22 protein-coding genes are annotated in these 24,923 nt (G+C 67.5%); 17 read left to right on the forward strand and 5 right to left on the reverse strand.

Features of this window, described 5'->3' with window-relative positions:
* Positions 1 to 97: 97 nt before the first annotated feature.
* The gene (locus PO605_RS12820) at positions 98 to 1,420 is read left to right on the forward strand and encodes an NAD(P)/FAD-dependent oxidoreductase (protein WP_043790781.1); all 1,323 of its coding nucleotides are present in this window, start codon (positions 98 to 100) and stop codon (positions 1,418 to 1,420) included.
* 16 nt (positions 1,421 to 1,436) lie between these two features.
* Here the strand turns inward: PO605_RS12820 and PO605_RS12825 are convergent, their stop codons facing one another.
* From PO605_RS12825 to PO605_RS12845, 5 genes are all read right to left on the reverse strand, one after another.
* Entirely contained in the window at positions 1,437 to 3,050 is a 1,614-nt protein-coding gene (locus PO605_RS12825; RefSeq protein WP_047468602.1) for a phospholipase D family protein, read from the reverse strand.
* Between the two features lie 23 nt (positions 3,051 to 3,073).
* The gene (gene gltS / locus PO605_RS12830) at positions 3,074 to 4,303 is read right to left on the reverse strand and encodes a sodium/glutamate symporter (RefSeq protein ID WP_047468599.1); all 1,230 of its coding nucleotides are present in this window, start codon (positions 4,301 to 4,303) and stop codon (positions 3,074 to 3,076) included.
* Between the two features lie 137 nt (positions 4,304 to 4,440).
* Positions 4,441 to 6,075 (reverse strand): alkaline phosphatase D family protein, encoded by a 1,635-nt coding sequence (locus tag PO605_RS12835; RefSeq protein ID WP_047468597.1) that lies wholly within the window; start codon positions 6,073 to 6,075, stop codon positions 4,441 to 4,443.
* Positions 6,076 to 6,135: 60 nt separating this feature from the next.
* Entirely contained in the window at positions 6,136 to 7,734 is a 1,599-nt protein-coding gene (locus PO605_RS12840; protein WP_047468594.1) for a GGDEF domain-containing protein, read from the reverse strand.
* 58 nt (positions 7,735 to 7,792) lie between these two features.
* Positions 7,793 to 8,773 (reverse strand): NADPH:quinone oxidoreductase family protein, encoded by a 981-nt coding sequence (locus PO605_RS12845; protein ID WP_016447570.1) that lies wholly within the window; start codon positions 8,771 to 8,773, stop codon positions 7,793 to 7,795.
* Positions 8,774 to 8,890: 117 nt separating this feature from the next.
* Between PO605_RS12845 and surE the strand changes: the two genes are divergently transcribed.
* The 16 genes from surE to hfq all read left to right on the forward strand — a co-directional run bounded on the left by surE (position 8,891) and on the right by hfq (position 24,912).
* The gene (gene surE / locus PO605_RS12850; protein ID WP_047468590.1) at positions 8,891 to 9,694 is read left to right on the forward strand and encodes a 5'/3'-nucleotidase SurE; all 804 of its coding nucleotides are present in this window, start codon (positions 8,891 to 8,893) and stop codon (positions 9,692 to 9,694) included.
* Positions 9,691 to 10,479 (forward strand): protein-L-isoaspartate(D-aspartate) O-methyltransferase, encoded by a 789-nt coding sequence (locus tag PO605_RS12855; RefSeq protein ID WP_016447568.1) that lies wholly within the window; start codon positions 9,691 to 9,693, stop codon positions 10,477 to 10,479. The genes surE and PO605_RS12855 overlap by 4 nt, the downstream gene beginning before the upstream one ends.
* A 13-nt stretch (positions 10,480 to 10,492) precedes the next feature.
* Positions 10,493 to 11,404, forward strand: coding sequence for a peptidoglycan DD-metalloendopeptidase family protein (locus PO605_RS12860; RefSeq protein WP_047475284.1), 912 nt, complete (start codon positions 10,493 to 10,495; stop codon positions 11,402 to 11,404).
* Positions 11,404 to 12,492, forward strand: coding sequence for an RluA family pseudouridine synthase (locus tag PO605_RS12865; protein ID WP_272206537.1), 1,089 nt, complete (start codon positions 11,404 to 11,406; stop codon positions 12,490 to 12,492). Before PO605_RS12860 ends, PO605_RS12865 begins: the two co-directional genes overlap by 1 nt.
* A 110-nt stretch (positions 12,493 to 12,602) precedes the next feature.
* Positions 12,603 to 13,520: an SMC-Scp complex subunit ScpB gene (scpB, locus tag PO605_RS12870; protein WP_047474400.1), complete on the forward strand. Its 918-nt coding sequence runs from the start codon at positions 12,603 to 12,605 to the stop codon at positions 13,518 to 13,520.
* The gene (locus PO605_RS12875) at positions 13,517 to 14,914 is read left to right on the forward strand and encodes a pseudouridine synthase (protein WP_272206538.1); all 1,398 of its coding nucleotides are present in this window, start codon (positions 13,517 to 13,519) and stop codon (positions 14,912 to 14,914) included. The genes scpB and PO605_RS12875 overlap by 4 nt, the downstream gene beginning before the upstream one ends.
* 124 nt (positions 14,915 to 15,038) lie before the next feature.
* Complete coding sequence (gene ndk / locus PO605_RS12880; protein ID WP_016447563.1) at positions 15,039 to 15,464, forward strand: nucleoside-diphosphate kinase; 426 nt, start codon at positions 15,039 to 15,041, stop codon at positions 15,462 to 15,464.
* A 92-nt stretch (positions 15,465 to 15,556) separates the two neighbouring features.
* Positions 15,557 to 16,681 carry a 23S rRNA (adenine(2503)-C(2))-methyltransferase RlmN gene (rlmN, locus tag PO605_RS12885; protein ID WP_017404144.1) on the forward strand — a complete coding sequence of 375 codons (1,125 nt, stop codon included), beginning with the start codon at positions 15,557 to 15,559 and terminating at the stop codon, positions 16,679 to 16,681.
* A 28-nt stretch (positions 16,682 to 16,709) separates the two neighbouring features.
* Entirely contained in the window at positions 16,710 to 17,570 is an 861-nt protein-coding gene (gene pilW / locus PO605_RS12890; RefSeq protein WP_174538864.1) for a type IV pilus biogenesis/stability protein PilW, read from the forward strand.
* Positions 17,563 to 18,534 carry a RodZ domain-containing protein gene (locus PO605_RS12895; RefSeq protein WP_047472010.1) on the forward strand — a complete coding sequence of 324 codons (972 nt, stop codon included), beginning with the start codon at positions 17,563 to 17,565 and terminating at the stop codon, positions 18,532 to 18,534. The genes pilW and PO605_RS12895 overlap by 8 nt, the downstream gene beginning before the upstream one ends.
* A 2-nt stretch (positions 18,535 to 18,536) precedes the next feature.
* Positions 18,537 to 19,820, forward strand: a complete 1,284-nt coding sequence (gene ispG / locus PO605_RS12900; protein WP_047472013.1) for a flavodoxin-dependent (E)-4-hydroxy-3-methylbut-2-enyl-diphosphate synthase — start codon at positions 18,537 to 18,539, stop codon at positions 19,818 to 19,820.
* 184 nt (positions 19,821 to 20,004) lie between these two features.
* Entirely contained in the window at positions 20,005 to 21,264 is a 1,260-nt protein-coding gene (hisS, locus tag PO605_RS12905; RefSeq protein WP_212646543.1) for a histidine--tRNA ligase, read from the forward strand.
* Positions 21,265 to 21,334: 70 nt separating this feature from the next.
* Entirely contained in the window at positions 21,335 to 22,018 is a 684-nt protein-coding gene (locus tag PO605_RS12910; RefSeq protein WP_016447557.1) for a YfgM family protein, read from the forward strand.
* Between the two features lie 20 nt (positions 22,019 to 22,038).
* Positions 22,039 to 23,196: an outer membrane protein assembly factor BamB gene (gene bamB, locus PO605_RS12915; protein WP_016447556.1), complete on the forward strand. Its 1,158-nt coding sequence runs from the start codon at positions 22,039 to 22,041 to the stop codon at positions 23,194 to 23,196.
* 15 nt (positions 23,197 to 23,211) lie between these two features.
* A complete protein-coding gene (gene der / locus PO605_RS12920; protein WP_016447555.1) occupies positions 23,212 to 24,558 on the forward strand; it encodes a ribosome biogenesis GTPase Der in 1,347 nt (448 codons plus the stop codon).
* A gap of 102 nt (positions 24,559 to 24,660) precedes the next feature.
* The gene (gene hfq / locus PO605_RS12925) at positions 24,661 to 24,912 is read left to right on the forward strand and encodes an RNA chaperone Hfq (protein ID WP_012206813.1); all 252 of its coding nucleotides are present in this window, start codon (positions 24,661 to 24,663) and stop codon (positions 24,910 to 24,912) included.
* The last annotated feature ends 11 nt before the right edge of the window (positions 24,913 to 24,923 follow it).

A 24,923-nucleotide genomic window follows, 5' to 3' on the forward strand; every position in this document is an offset into this window, starting at 1 on the left:
GCTACCCAAACTGACAAGAATCAAGACTGTCTGGAAGCGAATGTCCTGCAAGCCGGCGCATGGTGCGGCCGGCCGGGCCTTCCGGCAGGGAGCAGCAATGGGCAAGGAACAAGAAGCGGGTTCGGCAACGGCATCGGGCGGGGCGCGCATCGTCGTCGTGGGCGGTGGCGTGGCGGGGCTGGAGATTGCCACGGCGCTGGGCAAGGGGCGCACGGGGGCCATCGGCTCGGTGACCCTGGTGGACAGCGATTCGGCCCATGTCTGGAAGCCCATGCTGCACACCATTGCCGCCGGCACGCGCGACCTGGCCCAGCAGCAGACCACCTACCTGGCCCAGGCCAGCGACGCCAGCTTTGCCTACCAGCCCGGCGAGATGTGCGGCCTGGACCGCGAGGCCCGCGAGGTGCTGCTGGCCCCCATCGAGGCGCCTGATGGCCGCGAGATCGTGCCGGGCCGGCGCATTGCCTACGACAGGCTGGTGATCGCCGTGGGCAGCGGCGCCAATGATTTCGGCACGCCGGGCGTGGACGAGCACTGCTTCATGATCGACTCGCGCCGCAAGGCCGATGCCTTCAACAGCGAGATCCGCCTGCGCATGGTGCGCTGCATGACCAGCGGCGAGCAGCTGCGCGTGGCCATCGTGGGCGGCGGCGCCACGGGCGTGGAACTGGCGGCAGAGCTGGTGCAGCTGGCCGAGAGCGCCCGCGCCTACGGCGCGCTGGGCGAGGCCGCGCGCTTCGGCATCGTGCTGATCGAGGCCGGGCCGCGCCTGCTGCCCGGTTTTCCTGAAGAGATTTCCGAAGCCACGCGCCTGCGCCTGCAGGCCCTGGGCGTTTCGGTGATCGTCAACGGCCGCGTGCAGTCGGCCAGCGAAGAGGGGTTCGTTCTGGCCAGCGGCGAGTTCGTCCCCGCAGGCCTGCGCGTCTGGGCAGCGGGCGTGAAGGCCCCGGCCTTCCTGGCGCAGCTGGGACTGGAGACCACGCAAGGCAACCAGCTCAAGGTCAACGGCCAGCTGCAGACCAGCGACCCCCATGTCTACGCCGTGGGGGATTGCGCCAGCTTCACCCTGCCCGGCGCCAGCGTGCCGCTGCCGCCCACCGCCCAGGTGGCGCACCAGCAGGCCCGCTATCTGGTGGAGACGCTGCCGCGCCTGCTGAAGGAGCCGGGTTTCCGTCCCGAAGGCTTTGCCTACCGCGACTTTGGCGCCCTGGTGTCATTGGCCCATTACGACGCCTATGGATCGCTGGGCAAATTCGGCCTGTTCAACGGCGGCGTGATCCGCGGGCGCATGGCCATGCTGAGCCACATCATGCTGTACCGCTCGCACCAGGCCCGCATCTACGGCTTTTGGCGCGGCGGGCTGCTGTGGCTGATCGATTTGATGAATTCGCGCCTGCGCCCGTCGATCCGGCTGGACTGAGCGGCAGGGCCCGGCATCAAAGCAGCCCCTCGATGGGCAGCCAGCCCAGCACGCGCAGCATCAGGCGCTTGAATGCACTGCTGCCGGGCTCGGTGGTGGTGGTGAGTGGCTCAGGCGGCGTGCCGCTTTCCGTGGTCCAGCTCAGGCGGCCCTGTGCATCGATCTGCACGTGGTAGGCGGCGGACGGCAGGCTCTGGTCGAGCATGCGGCTCATCTGCGAAGCCATCTCGGGGCTGTCGATCAGCAGGCCCATCTCGGTGTTGAGGTGGGCCGAGCGCGGGTCGAAGTTGAACGAGCCCACGAAGATGCGCTCGCCATCGACCGCAAAGGTTTTGGCATGCAGGCTGGAGCCCGAGCTGCCGGGGCGGCTGCCTGAGCCCACCCCCGCTTTCCCTGCCGATGCCGCTGCGGGCGAACGCGGGCCTGGGCTGGGTTCGTCGTCCTGCGTGCCGATCTGCCGGCGCAGCTCGTACAGCTGCACGCCTTCCTCGATCAGCGGGCGCCGGTAGCGGGCATAGCCGGCATGGACCACGGCCACGTCGGTCGCCTCCAGGCTGTTGGTGAGCACGCGCACGGCAATGCCCTGGCGGCGCAGGCCGGCCAGGGCGCGCACGCCGGCCTCGGTGGGCACGAAGTAGGGCGAGACCAGGTCCAGCTGGCGCTGTGGCTGGCCGATGGCCGGGGTCAGCTGGGTGATCAGCAGGCCCTCCTTGGGCACCTGGCCCAGCACCTTGGCCGGGTCGTCGCTGACCAGGGTGGCGCGGGCCCATTGCAGTGGCAGGCGGCCGGCCAGCAGCTCGCGCGTGAACGGGCTTTGCGCCACGGCGCGCACATAGGCCTGGGCTTCGGGGCGCTGCACTTCGGTGGCCAGGGCCTCGTAGGCGCGCGCCACCGCATAGTCGGGCAGCGGCGGCAGCAGGCTGGCCGCGGGATAGGCCGACGCGCTGGCCCAGTACTGGTCGAAAGCATGTGAAATGTCGGCCACCACCGGCCCCATGGCCACCACGTCCAGGTCGGCGAACAGCACGCCGTCGGTGGCCGCGAAGTACTCGTCGCCTATGTTGCGGCCGCCCACGATGCTGGCCTGGCTGTCGGCCGTGAAGCTCTTGTTGTGCATGCGCCGCTGGGTGCGCGAGAAATCCGTGACATAGCCCAGCGCCTTGGGCGTGCGCTGGGCAAAGGGGTTGAACAGCCGCACCTCGATCTGCGGATGCTGGTCCAGGGCGCCGAGCTGGGTGTCCAGTCCTGCCGTGCCGCCGTCGTCCAGCAGCAGGCGAACGCGCACGCCCCGGTCGGCGGCGCGGCGCAGTTCGTCGAGCAGCAGGTGGCCCGTGGTGTCGCCGCGCCAGATGTAGTACTGCACATCCAGCGTGCGCTGGGCCACGCGGGCCAGCAGGGCACGCGCCGCATAGGCGTTGCGTGCATCGGAAAGCGCGTGGATGCCGGTAAGCCCCGGATGCTGGTCCAGCAGCGGTGCCAGCGCCTGGCCCAGCAGCGTGGCCTGTGCGGCCTCGGGCGGCAGCGCCGTGGATTCGCTGCGGCCAGCCAGCGGCGGCAGGCTGCAGCCTGCCAGCAGCAGGGTCAGGACGAGCGCCTGGGTGGTGGCAAGGGCGCGGCGCAGCAGGGGCATGGTGCGTTCGGTGTTCGTAGTGGTCAGTGCAGCCAGCGTATGAACAGCTGGATCACCGTGGCATTGACGATGTCGACGAAGAAGGCGCCCACCATCGGCACGATGAGGAAGGCCTTGTGCGAGGGGCCGTACTGGTTGGTGATGGCCTGCATGTTGGCCACGGCCGTGGGCGTGGCACCCATGCCGAAACCGCAGTGGCCGGCGGCTAGCACGGCCGCATCGTAGTTGCTGCCCATGATGCGGAAGGTCACCAGCGCGGCATACAGGCCCATCACCAGGGTCTGGGCCGCCAGGATCACCATCAGCGGCGCCGCCAGCCCCGCCAGCTCCCACAGCTTGAGCGACAGCAGGGCCATGGCCAGGTAGATGGACAGCGAGGCATTGCCGAAGACGTCGATGGCCCGGTCGAATACCTGGAAGTGAAAGACATAGTCCAGCGTATTGCGGATCACGACGCCACCTGCCAGCGCCCAGACGAAGGTGGGCAGGGAGAACAGGGTGCCGGCGGTGAACTGCGCCATGAACTCGGCAAAGCCCAGGCAGCCTGCGAACAGGGCCAGTGTTTCTATGGCCGCGCTGGTGGTGATCAGGCGCGTCTGCTCGGGGTTCTCGAAGCCGCCATGGCTTGCACTTTCGCCCAGCGGGGGCTGTTTTTCGGGGGCGGCTGCGGGGTCGTGCACGGCAAGCCTGCGGCGCGTGATCAGGGCCTTGGCCAGCGGGCCGCCGATCAGGCCGCCGATCACCAGTCCGAAGGTGGCACAGGCAATGCCCAGCGTGACCGCGCCCTGGATGCCGTACTCGCGCTCGAAAACCTGGCCCCAGGCGCCTGCCGTGCCATGGCCGCCCGTCAGGGTGACGGAGCCTGCGATCAGCCCGAACAGCGGGTCGAGCCCGAGCATCGTGGCCAGGCTTACGCCCACCAGGTCCTGCAGGCCGATGAAGACGGCGACCACGGCCAGGAACAGCAGCAGCGAACGGCCGCCTTCGCGCAGCTTGGCGAAATCGGCGCTCAGCCCGATGGATGAGAAAAACACCAGCATGAAGGCCATCTGCAGCTCGCTGCTGAAGCTGAAGGTGTAGCCCAGGGTTTGGTTGAGCACGAACAGGGCGACGGCGACGACCAGACCGCCGGCCACGGGCTCGGGGATGTTGAATTCGCGCAGCAGGCGCAGGTGCTGCACCAGCCATTTGCCCAGCAAAAGGACGAGGGCGGCGAAGATCAGGGTGTAGTAGGCGCTGAAAGTCAGGTGCATGGCTTCCGTGTTCTGGTGGGCGGGGCAAGGCAGCGCACCATACGATAGGCGGCATGCCGGGTGGCGATGTCAGGATAGCCACTGATTGCCAGGCCTGCTGAAAGTGCCCTTCGGTCGTGCCCTGCGTCAGTGCCCTGTCAGCTGGCTACGGGGCCGGGCCGCCTGTCCTCGACGGTGAAGCGGGCCAGCGTGTAGATGCGGCTGTCGGCTCGCATCGGGTTGGCCACGGCGCGCAGCTCGCTGGTCCAGCGCTCCGGCGTGATGTCGGCCAGCCCGTAGCCGCGTTCCTCGCAGCGTGCGTACAGCACCTGCGGGTTGTGGTCGACGATGGCATCGACCTTGGCCTGGGTGGTGCCGCTGCGCGAGGTGATGGAGGTGCTGCAGAACTCGCTGGCCACGATGGGATTGCGCCGCTCGGGCGCGGCCTCGGGGTCTGCGTGCACGGCACAGACATAGTTCTGGTGCAGGTCGCCGCCCAGCAGCACGCTGTTGCGCGGCGTGGGCTGGGCGCCCGGCGTGAGGTGGCGCACCAGGCGCTGGCGCGCGGCAGGGTAGCCGTCCCAGCTGTCCGTGGCCTGCGATCCCGAGGGCGGCCGGTGCGTGGACACCAGGGTGGGCTGGGCCAGGATGCTCCAGCGCGGCCCCTCGCTGCCCTGGTGGCGGGCGTCCTCGGCCAGTTGGCGGTACAGCCACTGCTCCTGGGTCCAGCCCAGGAAGCTGCGCGCCGTATCCGACAGGGCTGCGCATTGCGCAGGGCGCACGCTGCCCTTGTCTGCCGCTCCCTCGGCGCGGCAGGCCTGGGCGCTGCGGTACTGGCGGCCGTCCAGAAAATGCAGCCGGGCCAGCCGGCCCCACTGCAGGCTGCGGTACAGCTGCAGCCCGCCGCCGCCATGCTGGGCGCCCGCGCCGGTCAGCGCGCTGGCGCGCAGCGGCATGTTCTCGTAGAAGGCCTGCCAGGCAGCCATGCGCCGGGCCAGGAAGCGCCCGGCATCGCCCTGGCCCTGGTCGCCGGCGTAGTTGTTCTCCACCTCATGGTCGTCCCAGCCCACGGACCAGTTGCACATGGCGTGCGCTGCCTGCAGCAGCGGGTCGCTCTTGTGCAGGGCGTAGCGGTCCCGGTAGTCCTGCAGGCTTTGCGCGGCCCGCAGGTTGTGGGTGCGGGCCAGGCCCAGCGTCATGGCGGGCGTGGCGTACTCGTAGATGTAGTCGCCCAGGAAGAGCACCAGGTCCGGCGCGTCCTGCACTACCTGGCGCCAGGCCGCGTAGTAGCCGTGCTCCCAGCGCTGGCAGGAGGCATAGGCCAGGCGCAGCCGCTGGGGCATGCTGCCGGGCGCGGGCGCCGTGCGGCAGCGGCCCGTGCTGCTCACGGCCTGGCCCAGCATGAAGCGGTAGTGGTACCAGCGGTCAGGCGCCAGCCCTCCCACCTGCACATGCACGCCGTGGCCCCATTCGGGCTGGGCCATGGCCTCGCCGCTGCGCACGATCTGGCGGAACAGCGGGTCGTGCGCCAGCTCCCAGCGGATCTTGAGCGCAGGCATGGCTGTGGTGTCGGTCTCGCCCAGCTGTGCAAGCGGCGGCGTCAGCCGCGTCCACAGCAGCACGTTGTCGGGTTCGGGGTCGCCGCTGGCCACGCCCAGCGTGAAGGGGTTGTGCGCAGGCCGCTCGCCCAGGCGGGCCCAGGCGGGCAACTGGCCCAGCGCCGTGGCCAGGCCCGCTGCGACCAGAAACTGGCGCCGCGGTGCAGGGACGGGGGCGCTGAAGGGCAGGGGCATGGCGGTTCGGGGGCAGGTGGCGCAAGAAAGCGGGGAGATACGGAGCGTGGCCTCGGTGGATCAAAGGCCGGCGCCTGCATTTCCAACTGGCTGCCATTGTGCGCCTGATGCCGTGGCAATGCTGTGCTTGCCGCGCTCCTTGGCCTGCAGCATGGCGGTATCCGCGCGGCGCAGCACGTCCATGCCGTTTTCGTGGCTTTGCAGCTGGGCCACGCCCGCACTGAAGCTCAATGGCCGGGGGGCCGGCTGGCCTGGCGTCTGCGAAGAGGCTGGCAAAGGCGTCTGCTCCAGCAGCTGCAGCAGGCGCTGCAGCGCCTGGGCGCCCGCCGTCTCCGGTGTCTGGGGCAGCAGCAGCACGAAGGCCTGGCCCTCGTATCGGCCCACCACGTCCTCGGGACGCAGTCCCTGGCGTGCCAGCTGGGCCACATGGATGAGGGCGGCATCGCCCGTGGCATGCCCCAGCTCGGCATTGAGGGCCTGCATGCCGTCCATGTCGAGCAGGGCAACGCTCAGCGGCTGGCCATGGCGCTGGGCGCGCGCCACCTCGCGGTCCAGCGCCTCGCTCACACCCAGGCGGTTGAGCTGGCCGGTCAGCGGATCGTGGCGTGCACGGCGCGCGGCCTCGTCCAGTTCCTGCTGCAGGGCCTCTATGCGCGCCTCGCAGGCATCGACATGGCTGCGCAGCGATTGCAGCTCTTCCTGGGCCACGCGGCTGCCGGCGGCCATGGTGCGGGTGGCCTCCAGCACCTGTTGCAGCAGCGGGGCGGCATCCTCCAGGCGCTGGATGCCGTCCAGCTGGCGCGCGGCTTCCTCCATGCGGGCGCCCAGTGTTTCGTTGCTGCTCGTGATCTTTGCCAGATGCTGGACGAAGCCGCCCAGCATGTCCTTGAGCGCCTGCTGCGCGGCGGCCATGCCGTCCTGCAGCTGCATGCGCCGGTGGATCACGGTCTGCAGCTCGCGCCGCGCATCCACCAGGGGCGCGGGTGACAGCGGCGGCGTGATGGCCTGCTCGATGGCCGTGAGCTGCGGCACCAGCCAGCTGCCGTGCGTGGGGTCCTGGGCCAGATGCTGGATCAGGGTCTGCAGCAGCTCCTGCACCAACTGCAGGACCTGGAGCTGGTCGGCAATGGAGAACGACAGCTGGTAGTGCTGGTCATGCAGGCGCCGCGCCAGGGCCTTGGCGTCCACGGGCGGTGCCTGCAGCTGTTCCATGAGCTGCTGATGCAGTTGCCGGGTCTTGGCTTCCTGGGTGTTCAGCAGCGCAAAGAAGGCCTCGAAGCGCCGCGCCAGCTGCTGCGTCAGATCCTCGGGCAAAGCCTGCAGGGGCGGCGGCACGGGCAATTCCACGGGCCTGGTCTCATGGGTTGGCGGCTGCAGGGCCGCGTTGGCATAGGCGGTGATGACCTGCTGCAGGCCCTGCCAGTCGCTGCGCTCTATGGCGGCGCCCAACTGGTCGCGCAGGCGCTTCTGTCCGGGCGTCTGCGCAGGCAAAAGCGCATGGACGTGGCGCAACGGCCCCTGGGGAAAGCTGGCGGGGCCGGGTTCGCCGGCTGCCTGCTCATAGAGGCGGGTGTAGTTTTCCGGGGTGGGCGGCAGGCGGTTCAGCGCCAGTTGCCGCAGGGTTTCGCGTGCCAGTTCGGAGGCGGAGCGCTCGGCCATGGGTGGGCAGTTGTTTCAGAATGCAATGCCCTCCAGTGTGGCATGGCCGGCGCCCGGTTCACTGCTCGTTGACCATGACCAGCTTGCCCTGGACCTGGCGCGATCCCATGCGTGCGTAGGCCGCGTGCAGCTCAGCCATGGGCATGGTGCGGTCGATCACGGGCTTGATCTTTCCCTGGCCGTACCACTGGGCCAGCTCCTGCATCATGGCCGCGTTGGCCTTGGGCTCGCGCCGGGAGAACTCGCCCCAGAAGACACCCACCAGCGATGCGCCCTTGAGCAGCGGCAGGTTCAGCGGCAGGGCCGGGATGGGGCCTGCGGCAAAGCCCACGATCAGATAGCGGCCGCGCCAGGCAATGGAGCGGAAGGCGGGCTCGGCGAAGTCGCCGCCCACGGGGTCGTAGACCACGTCGGGGCCCTTGCCGTCGGTGGCCTCCTTGATGGCCGCGCGCAGGTCGCCCTGGCTGTAGTTGATGGTGGCATCGGCGCCCTGGGCCTTGCACAGCGCGCACTTTTCGTCGGTGGAGGCTGCCGCGATCACGCGTGCGCCTGCCGCCTTGGCGATCTGGATGGCGGCCGTGCCCACGCCGCCTGCCGCGCCCAGCACCAGCACGGTCTCGCCCTCGCGCAGCTGGCCACGGTCGATCAGCGCATGGTGCGAGGTGGCATAGGTCATGATGAAAGCCGCTGCATCGACGAAGCTGAATCCATCGGGCAGCGGCATGCACAGCGCGGCCGGTGCCAGCGTATGGGTGCCAAAGCCCCCGGTGCCCGACAGGCAGGCCACGCGCTGGCCCACGCTGAGGTGGCTCACGCCCTCCCCCACGGCCTGGACCACGCCCGCGTATTCCGAACCCGGCACGAACGGCAGCTCAGGCTTCATCTGGTACTTGTTCTGCACGATCAGCAGATCGGGAAAGTTCAGGCTGGCCGCCTTCACTTCGAGCAGTACCTGTCCAGGGCCCGGCGCGGGTGTGGGCAGCTGCGTCCACTGCAGTTGATCGACGCCCGTGGGCGTTGTGCAAAGCCAAGCGTGCATGGTGGTTGTCTCCTGTGATTGAATGCCTGGCCGATGATAGGAGTGTGGCGGGAATGCCTCCTGTCCCTCGGGCGACGAGACGCCCGCCTACAATCGCCCGCAATCCCTGCTGTATCCATGAAGATTCTCATTTGTAACGACGACGGCTACCAGGCGCCCGGCATCCAGGCCTTGTACGAGGCGCTGCGCACGGTGGCAGACGTCGAGGTGGTGGCGCCGGAGCACAACAACAGTGCCAAGTCCAACGCCCTGACGCTGAATGCACCGCTGTACGTGCACCAGGCCCACAACGGTTTCCGCTATGTCAACGGCACGCCGGCAGACTGCGTGCACATCGCCCTGACCGGCCTGCTGGGCTACCGGCCCGACCTGGTGGTCTCCGGCATCAACAACGGCGCCAACATGGGCGACGACACCATCTACTCGGGCACCGTCGGCGCGGCCATGGAGGGCTTTCTTTTCGGCATTCCCGCCATTGCCTTCTCCCAGGTGGACAAGGGCTGGTCCGAGATCGAGGCCGCCGCCGCCGCCGCACGCCAGCTGGTCATGGACATGCAGTCGCAGGAACTGATCGGCCTGTCGCCCTGGCTGCTCAACGTGAACATTCCCAACATGCCGCTGTCCGCGCTCAAGCCGCTCAAGCTGTGCCGGCTGGGCCGCCGCCATGCGGCCGAGCGCGTCATCACCCAGGAGAGCCCGCGCGGCGAAATGATGTATTGGATAGGCAGCGCAGGCGCGGCCATGGATGACTCGGAGGGCACGGACTTCCACGCCACGTCCCACGGCCACATGTCTGTCACGCCGCTGAAGGTGGACCTGACCGACCATGACAACCTGGGCTACTGGGCGCGGACGGCGGCCAGGCTGGCATCGGCCAGTCAGGCCGTGCTGCCTGCCCAGGGCGGGGCGGTGCAACCGTGAGCGAGCGCCGTCCCGGAGTTCCCTCGTGGGTGGCGCGCTCGGTGCAGAACCCTGCGCCGGCCTCGCGCGCGGTGCCCGCGCGCTCCGCGCTGGCCACCGCCGCCGCCCGTGCCCCGCAACAGCCCTCGGGCATCGGCATGGATTCGGCCGCCGTGCGCGCGCGCATGGTGCAACGGCTGGCCGCCACCGGCATCCAGTCGCCGGCCGTGCTCGCTGCCATGGGAGCGGTGGAGCGCCACCGCTTCGTGGACAGCGCCCTGGTCAACCAGGCCTATGAGGACACCAGCCTGCCCATCGGTCTGGGCCAGACGATCTCCAAGCCCAGCGTGGTCGCCCGCATGACCGAGCTGCTGCTGGGTTCGGAGGCCGCGAAGTCGGGCCTGGGCCGCGTGCTGGAGATCGGCACCGGCTGCGGCTACCAGGCGGCCGTGCTGGCGCGCGTGGCACGCGAGGTCTATTCGATCGAGCGCCTGCGCGGCCTGCACGAGAAAGCGCGCAGCAACCTGCGGCCCTGGCGCCTGACCAATGTCCATCTGATCTTTGGAGACGGCATGGAAGGCTATGGCAGCGGCGCTCCGTACGCGGGCATCATCTCGGCCGCCGGCGGCGAGAGCATGCCCTCGGCCTGGTGCGACCAGCTGGCCGTGGGCGGGCGGCTTGTCGCGCCCATGGTGGTTACGGGGGGTAAGCAGGCACTGCTGGTGATTGACAAGAGTTCACACGGGTTTACGCAATCGATTTTGGAGGCCGTGAACTTTGTCCCCCTAAAATCGGGCATCGCCTAGAAGGGAATAACTTATGTTGGTATCGCGAAGTCTTGGGGCTTGGGGAACGGTGGTGCTGGCCGGCATGGTTCTGGCAGGCTGCACATCCCAAGTGAACAGGGCTCCCGTGGAGGACCGCGGAACATCCACCTCCACTTCCACCTCTTCCTCGCCATCGGCGGCCGTCAAGCCGCTGCCCGGCGTCGAGAACGCCGGCAAGCCCGGCTACTACACCATCAAGCCTGGTGACACGCTGATCCGCATCGGCCTGGAGACCGGCCAGAGCTGGAAGGACATCGCGCGCTGGAACAATCTGGAGAACCCCAACCTGATCGAAGTCGGTCAGGTGGTTCGCGTCGTGCCGCCGACCAGCTCGTCCATGGCAAGTTCGGACAGTGGCAGCACACGTTCTTCGCCGTCGTCCTCGTCCTCCTCTTCCACGCCCAGCGGCTCGCCGGTGGTGGCAACGCCGCTGCCGCCCGTGGCATCCTCGGCATCGTCTGGCAGCTCCACCGCAACGCCTGCACCCGCGCCGACCCCGGCACCGGCTCCTGCACCCGCAGCCGGCAAGGGCGCCGACGATGTGGACTTCATCTGGCCTGCCTCGGGCAGCCTGATTGCCGGCTTCGACGAGGCGCGCAACAAGGGCTATGACATCGCAGGCAAGGCCGGCGACCCCGTGATGGCCGCTGCCGATGGCCGCGTGGTCTATGCCGGCGCCGGCCTGCGTGGCTATGGCAACCTGATCATCCTCAAGCACAACAACACCTACCTCACGGCCTACGCGCACAACCAGACGCTGTTGGTCAAGGAGGACCAGACCGTGCGCAAGGGCCAGAAGATTGCCGAGATGGGCAGCACCGACGCCGACCGCGTGAAGCTGCACTTCGAGGTGCGTCGCCAGGGCAAGCCTGTCGATCCTTCGCGCTACCTGCCTTCGCGCTGATGAGCCGCAGCACCAGGCAAACCGGACAAGCCCCTGCCCCGCAGGGGCTTGTTTCTTCTGCGCCCGGCGAACCGCTGCCGGAATCGGTCGAGGACCAGGACCAGGACGAGGCCGACGCCGAAGGTGGCGAGGTCGAGGCCACCACCGCCGAGCTGCGCGAAATCACCGTGCCGCCCGCCCAGCACGGCCTGCGCGCCGACAAGGTGCTGGCCGAATGCGTGGCCGAGTTCTCGCGCAGCTATCTGCAGCAGCTGCTTGCGCAGGGCGCGGTCACCCTCAACGGGCGTGTGCTGGGCAAGCCTTCCGCCAAGGTCGCGGCCGGCGACCGCATGGTGCTGGAGATGTGGCCCACGCAGCAGAGCATGGCCTTCCAGCCCGAGGACATGGCGCTGGACGTGGTGCATGAGGACGAGCACCTGCTAGTCGTCAACAAGCCGGCTGGCCTGGTCGTGCACCCGGCGCCCGGCAACTGGACGGGAACCCTGCTCAACGGCCTGCTGGGGCGCGACCCCAAGGCGCGCGAGGTGCCGCGCGCCGGCATCGTCCATCGCCTGGACAAGGACACCAGCGGCCTCATGGTCGTGGCGCGCAGCCGCGCCGCCATGGATGCGCTGGTGGCCATGATCGCCGCACGCGATGTCAGCCGGCAGTACCTGGCGCTGGCCCACAAGGCCTGGGGCCCGCGCAAGCACCGCGAGGTCGATGCGCCCATCGGCCGCGATCCGCGCAACCGCCTGCGCATGGCCGTGGTCGACCTGGCCCAGCATGCGGGCAAGACCGCGCGCACCGACATCGACCTGCTGGCCGGCAACGACGAGGTCAGCCTGGTGCGCTGCACGCTGCATACGGGCCGCACCCACCAGATCCGCGTGCACATGGCCTCTCTGGGTCATCCGCTGGTGGCCGATGCCGTCTACGGCGGCAAGGACGCTGGCGGCATGACGCGCCAGGCCCTGCACGCCTTCCGGCTGGCCTTCACCCATCCCATGACGGGCCAGGCCCTGGTGCTGCATGCGCCGCTGCCCGCCGACATGGCGCAGGCGCTGGAAAATTGGGGGCTGAGCTACAATCCCGCCGAAAGCCTCTGACCATCTCTCGCATGGCATCTGTGGAGCGCTTGCTTCCTCTTCTTTGATTCGGCGCACCCTGGCTGCCACCCCTGGTGGCACGCGCGCCTTTGTTCCCGAGACGCTGAGCCATGAATACGGTAGATGCCAAGCGGGTCCTGGAAACTGCATTGATCTGCGCGCCGCAGCCTGTCACGCTGCGTGAGCTGCGCTCGCTGTTCGATGACGTGCTGGGCTCCGACACGCTGAAGGACCTGCTGCTGGACCTGCAGAAGGACTGGGCGCAAAAGGGCGTGGAGCTGGTACAGGTGGCGTCCGGGTGGCGCTTCCAGAGCCGGCCCGAGATGCGGGTGTACCTGGACCGGCTGCATCCCGAAAAGCCGCCACGCTACACCCGTGCGACCCTGGAGACGCTGGCCATCATCGCCTACCGTCAGCCGGTGACGCGCGGTGATATCGAGGACATACGTGGTGTGACGGTCAACAGCCTGCTGATCAAGCAACTGGAAGACCGGGGCTGGATCGAGGTGATTGGCCACCGGGAAACCGTGGGCCGGCCCTCTTTGTTTGCCACCACGCGCCAGTTTCTGGACGACCTGGGCCTGCAGTCGCTGGACCAGTTGCCCATGCTTGAGGAGCCCGAATCCCAGCAAAGCCTGTTCAAGGCGCTGGAGGAGTCGGGCGAGCCTGAGGTGCAAGAGAGTGTGCCAGCCGGTGACGCCCCGCCGACCGAAGGCTGGGGTCCCGACGAAGTGCCGCCAGTCATCGGCGCGCAGGACGTGGGCGAGGAATTGCTGGATCAGGTGCCGTTGCAGGCCGATGAGACGGAGCTGCAGGAGCTGGTCGAGGATGGTGAAGACGACGCCCTTGCCGCTCTCTTGCCAGAGGCGCCCTCGGGCGAGGCTGAGACACCGGATGGGACAGATGCCGCGAGTGCCGCAGAAGCTGCGCAGACCGCAGACACAGCGGAAAAAGCGGACACCGCGGATACGACAGACACAACGGATACGGACGGCGCTGCACTGCAGGCCGAAGAAGGAAAGCCATGACGGGTAGTGATATCTCCAAGGACCAGGACGCCCAGCCGGCGTCCGACGAGGCTGGCGCACAGCGCAAGGCCCGCCCCGCGCGCTCGCGCGCTCCCAAGGCCGAGTCCCGGCCTGGCGTCAGGCCTGCGCGCAAGCCGCGCCCGGCCGCCGAGGCGGTGCCTGCCGAAGACACCGAGCAGGAGCTGGTGACGGCTGATGCATCAGAGTCAAGCGACTCAGGGTCTGCCGAAGGCTACGGTTTTGCGGACGTCATCTCGGGCGAGCTCGACGCCGCCGAAGAGCGCGACGATGCCAAGCCTGCCAAGCGCGTACTGCTGCCCCAGGTCGATTCGCCCAAGCTGCACAAGGTGCTGGCCCAGGCCGGGCTGGGATCGCGCCTTGAAATGGAGCAGCTCATTCTTGAAGGCCGCATCTCGGTCAACAACGAGCCTGCCCACGTGGGCCAGCGCATCCAGTTCGGCGACCAGATCAAGGTCAACGGCCAGCCCATCCGCTTTCGCATCGATCCGCCGCCGGCGCGTGTCATCGCCTACCACAAGCCCGTGGGTGAAGTCGTCACGCACGACGATCCCCAGAACCGCCCCACGGTGTTCCGCAAGCTGCCGCGCCTGCAGCATGGCAAATGGCAGTCCGTTGGCCGCCTGGACCTGAACACCGAAGGCCTGCTGCTGTTCACCAGCTCGGGCGAGCTGGCCAACTCCCTGATGCACCCGCGCTTCGGCCTGGAGCGCGAGTACGCGGCCCGCGTGCTGGGCGCGCTCAGCAAGGAAGAAAAGCAGCGCCTGACCGATGGCGTGCAGCTGGAAGACGGCGTGGCCGCCTTCGGCTCGATCGAGGATGGCGGCGGCGAAGGCGCCAACTGCTGGTACCGCGTGACCATTTCCGAAGGCCGCAACCGCGAAGTGCGCCGCATGTTCGAGGCGGTGGGCCATGCCGTGAGTCGGCTGATCCGCATCCGCTATGGCGCCATGGTGCTTCCGCGCGGCCTCAAGCGCGGCGCCTGGGTGGAGCTGGACCAGGCCGACATCCAGTCCCTGGCCTCCGCGGCAGGCATGCAGGCGCGTGCGCCTGCTGCATCCAAGCCTCCGGCCGGAGGCCGCCGTGGTGGCCCGGCCGACCGCAACACCGTCCGCCGCGAAGGCGGCGGCCGCTATTTCGACGGCAATCGCCCGGCACCCAATGCCATGCTGGACGGCCCGCGTGCCAAGCCCGCTCCCAAGGGTGGCAAGGCGGACGGCGGGCAGGGCAGAGGGCAGGGCGGTGCAGGCGGGCGGGGCAAGACAGGTGGCAGCCAGCAGCCCGATCCGATGCGTACATCGGTGGGCTACATCGGCTCCGACAGCCTGTCGCGTGCACGCCAGAACGCCAAGCGCAAGCCGGGAGGGCGCCGCTGAAATACGGCGGTCAGCCTCCCCTTTGGCAGCACCATGTCATCAAGGACTTTGATGGCACAGCTAGAATCAACGGTTTTGTCCAATTGACAAAAATCCATAGTAACCCTGATTAGGAACCATTCAAATGGCCATCGAACGCACTCTTTCCATCATCAAGCCCGACGCCGTTGCCAAGAACGTGATCGGCCAGATCTACGCTCGCTTCGAGGCCGCCGGCCTGAAGGTCATCGCCGCCAAGATGGTGCACCTGTCGCGCGGCGAAGCCGAGCAGTTCTACGGCGTCCACAAGGAGCGTCCCTTCTTCAAGGACCTGGTGGACTTCATGATCTCCGGCCCCGTGATGATCCAGGCCCTGGAAGGCGAGAACGCCATCCTGAAGAACCGTGAACTGATGGGCGCCACCGACCCCAAGAAGGCTGAGAAGGGCACGATCCGCGCCGACTTCGCCGACAGCATCGACGCCAACGCCGTGCACGGCTCTGACGCCGCTGAAACTGCAGCCGTGGAAGTGGCATTCTTCTTCCCCGGCATGAACGTCTACTCGCGCTGATCCCCGCGTCTTCCGCGGCCGTCATGGTCTGTCCGGTGCAGGCCATGCCTGCCGCGGAAGAGCCGAGAGCGGCGTGGCACCGGCCTGCCGACATGAATACCAATTTGCTAGATTTTGATCTCGACGGACTGGCCGCTTATTGCGAACAGCTCGGCGAGAAGCGTTTCCGCGCAACGCAGCTGTTCCGCTGGATACACCAGCGAGGCGCCAGCGATTTCGACCAGATGAGCGATCTGGCCAAGTCCCTGCGCGAAAAGCTCAAGGCGCGTGCCCACATCACGGCCCTGCCGGTTCTGACCGAGCATGTGTCTGCCGATGGAACGGTCAAGTGGCTGTTCGACGTGGGGGGCGGCAATGCCGTCGAATCCGTTTTCATTCCCGAAGATGACCGGGGCACGCTGTGCGTGTCGTCCCAGGCCGGCTGTGCCGTGGGCTGCCGCTTCTGCTCCACGGGTCACCAGGGCTTCAGCCGCAACCTCAGCACGGGCGAGATCCTGGCCCAGCTCTGGTATGCCGAGCATGCGCTGCGCAAGCGCCTGGGCACGGGTGGCGAGCGCGTCATCTCCAACGTGGTGATGATGGGCATGGGCGAGCCGCTGCAGAACTACACGGCCCTGGTGCCGGCGCTGCGCGTGATGCTGGATGACCATGGCTACGGCCTCTCGCGCCGCCGCGTGACCGTGTCCACCTCGGGCGTGGTCCCGATGATCGACAGGCTGTCGCAGGACTGCGCCGTGGCCATGGCCGTGTCGCTGCATGCGCCCAACGACGAGCTACGCGACCCGCTGGTGCCGCTGAACCGCAAGTACCCCATCCACGAGCTGCTCGATGCCTGCGAGCGTTACCTGGAGTTCGCGCCGCGCGATTTCATCACGTTCGAATATTGCATGCTCGATGGCGTCAATGATCAGCCCGAGCATGCGCGCCAACTGATAGAGTTGGTCCGCGCACGTGGCGACGGCCGCAGCTGGTGCAAGTTCAACCTGATTCCGTTCAACCCCTTCCCGGCCTCGGGCCTGCTGCGTTCACCTGCAGCGCGGGTGACGGAGTTCGCCAGCCTGCTGAGCAATGCCGGCATTGTGACCACGGTGCGCAAGACACGTGGCGACGACATCGACGCAGCCTGCGGACAGCTGGCTGGCGATGTCAAGGACCGCACGCGCGCTGCCGAGCGCATGGCAAAGCAGCGCACCATTGTTCTCAAGCAGATGCCTTGAGAGGACCTACGGAACAAAGGGACAGTTCATGAAGTCAGTGGCTCGGCGGCTGCGATCGGGGGGTATCGGTGGATGCATGCGCTGGGCAGTGCCGGTGCTGGTCCTTGCCTTGGCCGGTTGCGCCGGCAAGCAACCTTTGGTGCCTTCGGCGAATTCAGGCTCCGGCAATGCTTCGTCCGTCTCCAATGCTTCGATGGCCTCGGCCGCCGAGGTCGATCCCCGTCGCCGCGCGGCCATTCGCCTGGAGCTGGCGGCTTCCTACTTCCAGGCCGGCCGCATCGATGTGGCCCTGGAAGAGGTAAACCAGGCGCTGGCCTCCGACCCCGGTTCCGCCGATGGCTATGGACTGCTGGCCCTGATCTACATGCGCAACCAGGACTGGGACCAGGCCGATGCCAGCCTGCGCAAGGCCATGTCGCTGCGCCCCCAGGACGGTGACCTGCAGCACAACTACGGATGGCTGCTGTGCCAGCGCAAGCAGTATGTGCAGGCCCAGGAATGGCTGGACAAGGCACTGGCCCAGCCCGGCTACCTGGAGCGTCCCAAGACATGGATGGCCAAGGGCCTGTGCCTGCAGCAGGCCGGTCTGCTGGTCGAGGCCCAGCAGGCGCTGCTCAAGGGCTATGAACTCGACGCCGCCAACCCGGTGATAGCCTATCACCTGAGCAATGTGATGCTGCAGGGGGGCGACGCCAAGAGGGCGCAGTTCTACATCCGCCGCCTCAACAGCAGCCCCCAGTCCAACGCGGAAAGCCTGTGGCTGGGCATCAAGATAGAGAGGGCGCTGCAGCAATCTGCAGCGATGCGGCAGCTGGCCGACCAGCTGCACCAGCGCTTCCCGGAGTCCCGCCAATGGCTGGCCTACGAGCGTGGAGCATTCAATGAGTGAGGTGTTGGCGGTGCATGACGAAGCAGGTACGCAAGGCGAGAACGCCAAAACTTCCATGACGGCGGGCACGCTGCTGCGTCAGGCGCGCGAGGCGGCAGGCCTGTCGCTGGCCGGACTGGCGGCGGCGCTCAAGGTGCCGGCCCCCAAGCTGGAGGCCCTGGAGGCGGATGACTATGCCGCCTTCCAGGACCATGTCTTCATGCGGGCCCTGGCACAAAGCGTCTGCCGCACGCTGCGCGTGGACTCGGCCTCGGTGCTGGCCCTGCTGCCGCGCACCCAGCTCAAGAGCCTGGCCGATGATCGCGGCAGCATCAATGCCACGTTCAAGGAGCGCTCCTTCAAGGCCACCGGAACACCGCTGGGCCGCGAAAACGGTTCGCGCAAGGTCGCCATCATCGTGCTGCTGCTGCTGGCGGCCGCCGCCGCCGTGTACTTCCTGCCCAAGCACGAAGGCGATGCCGAGGAGCCGCAGGCCGGCTCTTCCGACGCCGCTGCCCTGGTGTCGCCGGCCGCAACCGTGTCCGAGCCCGTGGCTGCCCAGGAGCCTGTGGCGCCCGCAGTGACGGCGCCAGCCTCCGAAGGGGCGGCGCCTGCAGCACCTGCAGCGCCTGCAGCCACGCCAGCCGTCCAGGCGCCTGCAGCAGCGGCTCCCGCAGCCGGCGTGCCTGGCGATGTGCCCGCCGATGCCGCAGCGGCGACTCCTGCAACCCAGGCCGCGCAAACGCCTGGTGGCGTGCTGGTCATGAAGGCCAGCGCACAATCGTGGGTGCAGGTCAAGGATGCCAACGGCCGCGTGGTGCTGCAAAAGACGCTGGCGGCAGGTGAGTCGGTTGGCGCTGAAGGTGCGCTGCCGCTGTCTGTCATCGTCGGCAATGCCAGCGGCACCGAAGTGCGCGTCCGTGGTGAGCTGCTGGAAGTGGCCAAGACCACCCGTGACAACGTGGCCCGCTTTGAGGTGAAGTGACCGTGCAAGATTTCCTATCCACGCAGCAGCCGATAGCGATTGCCTCGCCGCTGCCGCGCAAGTCCCGCCAGGCCCGCGTGGTCTGGCGCAACAATGTCGTCACCGTGGGCGGCGATGCGCCTGTGCGCGTGCAGTCCATGACCAACACCGATACGGTGGACGCGGTCGAGACGGCCATACAGGTGCGCCAGCTGGCCCAGGCCGGCTCGGAGATGGTGCGCATCACCGTCAACACGCCCGAGGCAGCCGCTGCCGTGCCCTACATCCGCGAGCAGCTCGACCGCATGGGCGAGTACGTGCCTCTGGTGGGCGACTTCCACTACAACGGCCACCGCCTGCTCACCGAATACCCGGCCTGCGCCGAGGCGCTGTCCAAGTACCGCATCAACCCCGGCAACGTCGGCAAGGGCGAGAAAAAGGACAGGCAGTTCGGCCAGATGATCGAGGCGGCAGCCCGCTACGACAAGGCCGTGCGCATCGGTGTCAACTGGGGTTCGCTGGACCAGGAGCTGATGGCGCGCCTGATGGACGAGAACTCGCGCCGCGCCCAGCCCTGGGATACGCGCCAGGTCATGTTCGAGGCGCTGATCTCCTCGGCCGTCGATTCCGCGCGCTTGGCCGAGTCCATGGGGCTGAACGGCGACAACATCATCCTGTCGTGCAAGGTCAGCGGCGTGCAGGACCTGATCTCGGTCTACCGGGCCCTTGCGCAGCGCTGCGACTATGCGCTGCACCTGGGCCTGACCGAGGCCGGCATGGGCACCAAGGGCACGGTGGCCTCGGCCGCCGCGCTGTCCGTGCTGCTGCAGGAAGGCATTGGCGACACCATCCGCGTCTCGCTCACGCCCCAGCCCGGCGAGGCGCGCACGCAGGAAGTGGTGGTTGCCTCCGAAATCCTGCAGGCCCTGGGCCTGCGCGTTTTCGTGCCCAGCGTCACGGCCTGCCCTGGCTGTGGCCGCACCACCAGCACCACCTTCCAGGAGCTGGCCAAGCGCATCGACGACTACCTGCGCGGCCAGATGCCGCTGTGGCGCATGAAGTACCCCGGCGTCGAGGCCATGAAGGTGGCCGTGATGGGCTGCATCGTCAACGGCCCTGGCGAGAGCAAGCACGCCAACATCGGCATCAGCCTGCCCGGGACGGGCGAGGCGCCCGCTGCCCCCGTCTACATTGACGGCGAGAAGGCGTTGACGCTGCGCGGCGAGCGCATTGCCGAGGAATTCCAGACCCTGGTCGAAGACTATGTGGCGCGCACCTATGGCACCACCGCTGCCGCACCCGCCTGAGCGGCTGCGCCAGGCATTGCAGTTATTGCAAAATAGATAGCACACCACGCTTTGTTTCATGGGGTCTAACGCGGGATGCGCGTGGGAGCATGGAGCGCAAAAGGCGGGGTCCGCTCCTGTTTCCGAGCATTCATCGAACGAGAACAACGTGGCCAAACCCGAAAAACTCTCCGCCGTCAAAGGCATGAACGACATTCTTCCCGCCGAGTCCGCTCGCTGGGAATGGCTGGAGGCGCAGGTGCGCGAGCTGATGGCGCGCTTTGCCTACCGCAACGTGCGCACGCCCATCGTCGAGCACACGCAACTGTTCGTGCGCGGCATCGGCGAGGTGACGGACATCGTCGAAAAGGAGATGTACTCCTTCGAGGACAAGCTCAATGGCGAGCGCCTGACGCTGCGCCCAGAAGGCACGGCGAGCCTGGTGCGCGCCACCATCGAAAACAACCTGCTGTACGACGGCGGCAAGCGCATGTGGTACATGGGCCCCATGTTCCGCCACGAGCGCCCGCAGCGCGGCCGCTACCGCCAGTTCCACCAGATCGGTGCCGAGGCCCTGGGCTTTGCCGGCCCCGATGTCGATGCCGAGCTCATTTTGCTGGCCGTCTCCCTGTGGAAACAGCTGGGCCTGACGCAGTGGCGCCTGGAAATCAACAGCCTGGGCCAGCCCGAGGAGCGCCAGGCCCACCGCCAGGCCCTGATCGCCTACCTGGAGCAGCACCAGGACGTGATGGACGAAGAGGCCAGGCGCCGCATGTACAGCAACCCGCTGCGCGTGCTGGACACCAAAAATCCCGCTATGCAGGCCATGGTCAACGGGGCGCCGCGCCTGCTGGACTTCCTGGGCGAGGGCTCGCTGGCCCACTTCGACGGACTCAAGGCCATCCTGGACGCCAATGGCGTGCCCTGGACCGTGAATCCGCGCCTGGTGCGCGGCCTGGACTACTACAACCTCACGGTGTTCGAGTTCATCACCGACATGCTGGGTGCGCAGGGCACCATCTGCGCCGGCGGCCGCTACGACTACCTGATCGAACAGGTGGGCGGCAAGAGCGCGCCGGCCGTGGGCTGGGCGCTGGGGGTGGAGCGCGTGCTGGAGCTCGTCAAGGAGCTGGGCGCCGACATCCCCGCGCCCACGCTGCACGCCTACGCCATCGTTCCCGACGTGTCGGCCATGCCCGTGGCCCTGCGCACCCTGCAGCAACTGCGCGAGGCCGGCGTGCGCGTGCAGATGCATGCGGCCAGCGCCGAAGGCCTGGGCAGCATGAAGTCGCAGTTCAAGAAGGCCGACGCCAGTGGCGCGCATTTCGCATTGATCTTCGGCTCCGACGAGCTGCAGCAGGGCCTGGTCACCGTCAAGTCGCTGCGCGATGGCACGGGCCAGCAGGTGCAGCAAGCCCTGGCCGATGCGGCCCAATGGGCTGCCACCCTACAATCGGCGGTTTGACCGTCATCCGCAGCTTTCCAGGCCACCGCTCCAGCGGCGTCCTCCATACACAAGGCGACACAGGCGATTCATGGCAAACCATTTCGATCTCGAAGAACAAGAGCAGATAGAGCAGCTCAAGCATTTCTGGAATACCTGGGGCACGTTGATCACGGGTGTGCTCGTGGTCATCTTTGTCGGCTTTGCCGGCTGGAATGGCTACCAGTACTGGGAAAAGCGCCAGGCCACCCAGGCTGCCGCTCTGGCGCATGCCGTCGATGTGGCGCTGTCAGGCAAGGATGCGGCGCGCGCCGGCCAGGCCTTTGCCGATCTCAAGGACAAGTACGCCGGCACCACGCAGGCAGCCCAGGCCGGCCTGCTGCTGGCCAAGGCTGCAGTGGACGAAGGCAGGCTCGATGATGCCAAGGCAGCCCTGACCTGGGTGGCCGACAAGGGCGACGAAGGCTACAAGGCCCTGGCCAAGCTGCGCCTGAGCGCCGTGCTGGAGCAGCAAAAGCAGTACGACGAAGCCCTGAAGGCGCTGGATGGCAGCATGCCCGAATCCTTCGCCGGCATCGTGGCCGACCGCCGCGGCGACATTCTTGCGGCCCAGGGCAAGACGGCCGAGGCCATCGACGCCTACCAGCGCGCCCATGCGCTCCTGGACAAGGGCGTGGACTACGGACGCCTGATCGAATTCAAGCTCAACGCCCTGGGCGCCACGCCCACCGTGCTGGCACAGGCCAAGACTTCGACCTCGGAGAAGCAACCTTGAAAACTTCGGCAGATCAACTGATGGCAATCTCGCGCCCGCGTGGCGTTGCGCGCTGGATGGCTCTGGGCCTGCTGGCCGGTGCCTTGGGCGGCTGCTCCACGGTCTCCTCGTGGTTCAGCAGCGACACCAAGCCCAAGCCCAAGGAACTGGGGGCCAACCCCGGCCTGCTGGCAGTGCACCAGGCCTGGACGGCCAAGCTGGGCGCCGAAGTGCCACTGGCCACCGACATCCATGTGCAGGGTGACACGCTGCTGATCGCGGCCAAGGACGGCAGCGTCACGGCCCTCGATGCGCGCAATGGCAGCCAGCTGTCGCGCTTCACCGTTGGCGAGCCGCTGACTGCCGGCGTGGGCGGCGACGCCCAGCGCCAGGCCGTGCTCACGCGCAGCAACCAGGTCATCGTCTACTCGCAAGGCAAGCAGCTGTGGAAGCAGCCGCTGCCCGCAGCCGCCTACACGCCGCCGCTGGTGGCGGGCGGCCGCGTCTTCGTGCTGGCGGCCGACCGCTCGCTGGCCGCATTCGATGCCGCCAATGGCCGCAAGCTGTGGACCGCGCAGCGCCCTGGCGAACCGCTGGTGCTGCGCCAGCCCGGCGTTCTGATCGCCGTGGGCAACACCCTGGTGGCCGGCCTGTCGGGCCGCATGGTGGGCATCGATCCCGACACGGGTGCCGTGCGCTGGGAGGCCCCGCTGGCCAGCCCGCGCGGCACCAATGACGTGGAGCGCCTGGTGGACCTCGTCGGCCGCGTCAGCCGTGTCGGCGACAGCGTCTGCGCGCGCGCCTTCCAGGCTGCCGTGGGCTGTGTGGATACGCAAAATGCATCGGTGCGCTGGACCCAGCCGTCCAAGGGTGCCGACGGCATCGACGGCGATGGCGAGACCGTGTTCGGCGCCGAAAGCAATGGCACCGTCCAGGCCTGGCGCCGCGGCGACGGCTCGCGCGTGTGGTCCATCGACCAGTTGCAGCACCGCCGCCTGACGGCGCCGTTGATGCTGGGCCGTTCGGTGGTGTTTGGTGATGACTATGGTGTGGTGCACCTGCTGTCCAAGACGGACGGACAGGCGCTGGCACGATTGAAGACGGACGACTCCGGTGTGGCCTCGCCCCCGGTATCGGCTGCCAATACGCTGGTGGTGGTAAGCCGCAGCGGAACTGTGTACGGCTTCCGGCCGGATTGATAGGTATTTTCGGGAATGAAGCCAGTTATTGCCCTGGTAGGGCGACCCAATGTGGGCAAATCGACGCTGTTCAATCGGCTGACCAAGTCGAGGGATGCAATCGTCGCGGATTTCGCGGGCCTCACGCGTGACCGCCACTATGGACAGGGCCGCCAGGGCAAGCACGAATACATCGTGATCGACACCGGCGGCTTCGAGCCTGATGCATCCAGCGGCATCTTCAAGGAGATGGCGCGCCAGACGCAGCAGGCCGTGGCCGAGGCAGACGTCGTGGTCTTCGTCGTCGATGCGCGCCTGGGCATGTCTGCCCAGGACCATGACATCGCCAAGTACCTGCGCCGCCTGGGCAAGCCCTGCGTGCTCGTGGCCAACAAGGCCGAGGGCATGAAGGAAGGCGTGCAGCTGACCGAGTTCTACGAACTGGGCCTGGGCGAAGTGCTGCCGGTTTCCGCCGCGCACGGACAGGGTGTGCGCGGCCTGGTCGACCTGGCCCTGGGCCAGCTCAACCTGCCCGAACCCGAGGAAGACGACCCCTTCGACGATGTGGCCCAGAAGCCCATCCGCCTCACCGTGGCCGGTCGCCCCAACGTCGGCAAGTCCACGCTGATCAACACCTGGCTGGGCGAGGAGCGACTGGTCGCCTTCGACATGCCGGGCACCACGCGCGATGCCATCTCCGTGCCCTTCGAGCGCGCCGGCCAGAAGTTCGAACTCATCGACACAGCAGGCCTGCGCCGCAAGGGGCGGGTGTTCGAGGCCATCGAGAAGTTCTCCGTCGTCAAGACGCTGCAGGCCATCGAGAGCGCCAACGTCGTGCTGCTGCTCATCGATGCCACGCAGGGCGTGACCGATCAGGATGCGCACATTGCCGGCTACGTGCTGGAAAGCGGCCGCGCCGTGGTGCTGGCCGTGAACAAATGGGATGCGGTGGACGACTACCAGCGCCAGATGCTGGAGCGCTCGATCGAGACGCGCCTGTCCTTCCTGAAGTTCGCTCCCATGCACTTCATCTCGGCCGAGAAGCGCCAGGGCCTGGGTCCGCTGTGGAACTCCATCATCCAGGCGCACAAGGCAGCCACCTGCAAGATGCCCACGCCGGTGCTCACGCGCCTGCTGATGGAAGCCGTGCAGTTCCAGACGCCCAAGAAGACAGGCATCTACCGACCCAAGATGCGTTACGCGCACCAGGGCGGCATGAACCCGCCGGTCATCGTCATACACGGCAATTCGCTCGAGCATGTGACGGAGGCCTACAAGCGCTTCCTCGAAGGGCGGTTCCGCAAGGAATTCAATTTGGTCGGCACGCCGTTGCGGATCGAGTTGAAAACCTCTCATAATCCTTTCGCCGACAAGGACAAATAACAAGCCACGGAATTTGGGGAAAACCCTTGTGCAGACAGGGGGCCCAAAACACTGTGGTAAGGTGTCGGTTTACAACAACACTCTTCGAACACGGAGAATATCGTGAGCAACAAAGGCCAACTCCTCCAAGACCCGTTCCTGAACGCGCTGCGCCGCGAACATGTGCCGGTGTCCATCTACCTCGTCAACGGCATCAAGCTGCAAGGCCAGATCGAATCCTTCGACCAGTACGTGGTTCTGCTTCGCAACACCGTCACCCAGATGGTTTACAAGCACGCCATCTCCACCATTGTTCCCGGCCGCGCCGTGAACTTCTCCACGGCCGAAGCTGCCGGCAGCGACGCCAGCGCTTGAGCTCGCTGCGC

Source organism: Delftia sp. DT-2, from assembly GCF_028401915.1.
GTDB lineage: Bacteria > Pseudomonadota > Gammaproteobacteria > Burkholderiales > Burkholderiaceae_C > Comamonas > Comamonas tsuruhatensis.

Excerpts from the sequence above, each read along its gene's own strand:
- PO605_RS12840 (WP_047468594.1), bottom strand. The coding sequence starts at position 7,734 with ATGGCCGAGCGCTCCGCCTCCGAACTGGCACGCGAAACCCTGCGGCAA.
- surE (WP_047468590.1), top strand. The coding sequence starts at position 8,891 with ATGAAGATTCTCATTTGTAACGACGACGGCTACCAGGCGCCCGGCATC.
- pilW (WP_174538864.1), top strand. The coding sequence starts at position 16,710 with ATGAAGTCAGTGGCTCGGCGGCTGCGATCGGGGGGTATCGGTGGATGC.
- PO605_RS12845 (WP_016447570.1), bottom strand. The coding sequence starts at position 8,773 with ATGCACGCTTGGCTTTGCACAACGCCCACGGGCGTCGATCAACTGCAG.
- PO605_RS12910 (WP_016447557.1), top strand. The coding sequence starts at position 21,335 with ATGGCAAACCATTTCGATCTCGAAGAACAAGAGCAGATAGAGCAGCTC.
- rlmN (WP_017404144.1), top strand. The coding sequence starts at position 15,557 with ATGAATACCAATTTGCTAGATTTTGATCTCGACGGACTGGCCGCTTAT.
- gltS (WP_047468599.1), bottom strand. The coding sequence starts at position 4,303 with ATGCACCTGACTTTCAGCGCCTACTACACCCTGATCTTCGCCGCCCTC.
- PO605_RS12820 (WP_043790781.1), top strand. The coding sequence starts at position 98 with ATGGGCAAGGAACAAGAAGCGGGTTCGGCAACGGCATCGGGCGGGGCG.
- hisS (WP_212646543.1), top strand. The coding sequence starts at position 20,005 with ATGAACGACATTCTTCCCGCCGAGTCCGCTCGCTGGGAATGGCTGGAG.
- der (WP_016447555.1), top strand. The coding sequence starts at position 23,212 with ATGAAGCCAGTTATTGCCCTGGTAGGGCGACCCAATGTGGGCAAATCG.
- PO605_RS12860 (WP_047475284.1), top strand. The coding sequence starts at position 10,493 with ATGTTGGTATCGCGAAGTCTTGGGGCTTGGGGAACGGTGGTGCTGGCC.
- bamB (WP_016447556.1), top strand. The coding sequence starts at position 22,039 with ATGGCAATCTCGCGCCCGCGTGGCGTTGCGCGCTGGATGGCTCTGGGC.
- scpB (WP_047474400.1), top strand. The coding sequence starts at position 12,603 with ATGAATACGGTAGATGCCAAGCGGGTCCTGGAAACTGCATTGATCTGC.
- PO605_RS12825 (WP_047468602.1), bottom strand. The coding sequence starts at position 3,050 with ATGCCCCTGCTGCGCCGCGCCCTTGCCACCACCCAGGCGCTCGTCCTG.
- PO605_RS12835 (WP_047468597.1), bottom strand. The coding sequence starts at position 6,075 with ATGCCCCTGCCCTTCAGCGCCCCCGTCCCTGCACCGCGGCGCCAGTTT.
- ndk (WP_016447563.1), top strand. The coding sequence starts at position 15,039 with ATGGCCATCGAACGCACTCTTTCCATCATCAAGCCCGACGCCGTTGCC.
- PO605_RS12895 (WP_047472010.1), top strand. The coding sequence starts at position 17,563 with ATGAGTGAGGTGTTGGCGGTGCATGACGAAGCAGGTACGCAAGGCGAG.
- PO605_RS12865 (WP_272206537.1), top strand. The coding sequence starts at position 11,404 with ATGAGCCGCAGCACCAGGCAAACCGGACAAGCCCCTGCCCCGCAGGGG.
- PO605_RS12875 (WP_272206538.1), top strand. The coding sequence starts at position 13,517 with ATGACGGGTAGTGATATCTCCAAGGACCAGGACGCCCAGCCGGCGTCC.